The 2155-nt window shown below is 27.3% G+C and carries 2 protein-coding genes and 1 pseudogene; all 3 read right to left on the minus strand.

Annotated elements, in window-relative coordinates:
• Window positions 1-292 (minus strand): annotated as a pseudogene (locus I4U58_RS13625) (glutamate 5-kinase); the annotation flags it as partial.
• Window positions 293-513: 221 nt separating this feature from the next.
• The gene (locus I4U58_RS13630) at window positions 514-1116 is read right to left on the minus strand and encodes a hypothetical protein (RefSeq protein ID WP_195931876.1); all 603 of its coding nucleotides are present in this window, start codon (window positions 1114-1116) and stop codon (window positions 514-516) included.
• Between the two features lie 148 nt (window positions 1117-1264).
• Window positions 1265-1828 (minus strand): DUF5662 family protein, encoded by a 564-nt coding sequence (locus I4U58_RS13635; protein ID WP_195931877.1) that lies wholly within the window; start codon window positions 1826-1828, stop codon window positions 1265-1267.
• Between the last annotated feature and the right edge of the window lie 327 nt (window positions 1829-2155).

The raw sequence follows: 2155 nt of genomic DNA on the forward strand, positions 1-2155 counted from the left end.
CTTGATTAACAGCTAATGTCGCAGCTTGTAATTTTGTTATCATTCCACCTCTTCCATGACTTGAACCTGATCCACCAGCAGATTCATATAACTTTTCATCAATACAATCTATTGTAGATATTAATTTTGCATCAGGAAATAAACGTGGGTCTTTGTTGTATAATCCATCAATATCAGAAAGAATTATTAATTTTGATGCCTGACATAATACTGCGACAACAGCTGACAACATATCATTATCACCAAATAATCTCTCTTCAGACTCGATTTCTGAATAACTGACAAAGTACACGCGAGCCTATCAAATGCTCTCAAATCACTCTTTCCATTTTCATTAGTTAATGTTGAAGTTCCAACCTTTACAACTACACGATTGTGATGCTTATTCATTTTCTACACCTCGATTATTTTTACTTATTATTCATACAAACTTATATTACTTATCTATAATTTTAGTGTAGCACTTAGTATATTATTGTAAAAGTGAATATTTATAATACTTAATATGATGATTTAAGATTTATAATTACTTATCTCCTGCTTAACCTCACTTCTAATATCTTCAAGGTCTTTTTTCTGATGCTCGCTCATTTTAAGTCCATAATTATTAGCCAATTCTAATATAATTTCACATTCATCATCTTCACACTGTAGCCATGCATAACTTAGTGCACCTTTTAATTCTTCACCATTTGACAATACTTTTGTGTCTTTATCATCTTCTATTAATTGTTTTTGAGTTTCTAACACATCTATATATCTAATCGCAAGTTCTTTTAGCTCTGGATTTTTAAAATCTAATTTTTTATATTTCTTTATTTTATCGATTTTCTGCTGTATAAATACGATTTGTTGGTCTTTTATTACTTTATCTTTTTCTTGTTGACTTAAATTATCAAAATCAACATCACTATAGTCTTTATCTAGCTCGGAATTGCTTATTAAAGCATATACATCATTTATAAATTCTTTATCATGGTAAGTTTTTTGTGTTTGGGATTCACTTTTTACATTGCTATTTTCAGTAGTTTTCTTAGTTGTCTTAATTTGACTACTACAACCGACTAATGTAGTTCCTAGCATAAAGACAAGCAATAAATTTATTACTTTTCTCATAAAAATCACCTCTCTTCATCAGTTTTAAAATATTTACAACCTCTTTCCTTAAATTCTCTAAAGTATAAAAATATCCTTCCTTTTTTAAACTACAATTACATACATAATTTCCTTGAAATTAAAAAAATTAGCTAAAAAACTTATTTAGCTAATTCCTTATTTTTATAATATATCCTGTTTTTTTGATATTTTTAATATATTTAAAAGTCTCTTCTTCGCCTTTTTCATCTAACATTACAAGTAAAAATTCTAACTCATCTGATGTCTCTTGATGAATTTGCATTCTACCTTTTGCTCTTAAAAAGTAGTCTAGTGGAGATCTATCTGTATATTTATCTCCCATATATATCTTGCTCGCTGCCACTCTATCACAAAACATCTCTATCAAATAATTCATAGGCATCTTCACTGGTTCTATAGTTCTAGTTTTAGTGTTATAATCCGTCCAGTATTCAAAGTGATGCTTGTTTCTACCTTTGTGATGCATCCATGCAGATGAATAACCCTTTGCTTCTCTTTCAGCTTCGTTTGGACTTCTAGTCCCCTGATAATACTTAGCCCCTACTATAAACTCATGAAAACTATATTTAGATAAATCATGCAGACATCCCTGCCATAAAATCCCTGCCTTAAAGCAATGTTTTATTACTTTATGCCTATGTTTAGTAATTGTGTTAAAGTGCTTACATGCGTTTATTATAAAACTGCTCAATAAAAAATCACACCTCCCATTTATTTTATTGTAATAGACAATTATTTATAATTTTCTCTCATATTATTATATTATTTTTTTATATAAATAATTTTACCATTCTTTTTGTATATTTTAAAATAAATTAAGGTTACAGTATTGAAAAAAATATTGCTAATTTCCAATTTATCGATATTTTATATATTAATTTTACAAAAGATATTATTTTTCTTTATTTTTCTTGATTAAATTACATTTTTATTAGATCTGCATTACAGCTCACCTAAATGTTACTATAAATTTATTATATTAAATTTTTTTAACAAAAAATCTGTTGTATTTTTTGCC

Source organism: Clostridium sp. 1001270J_160509_D11 (genome assembly GCF_015667935.1).
Classification (GTDB): Bacteria; Bacillota; Clostridia; order Peptostreptococcales; family Peptostreptococcaceae; genus Intestinibacter.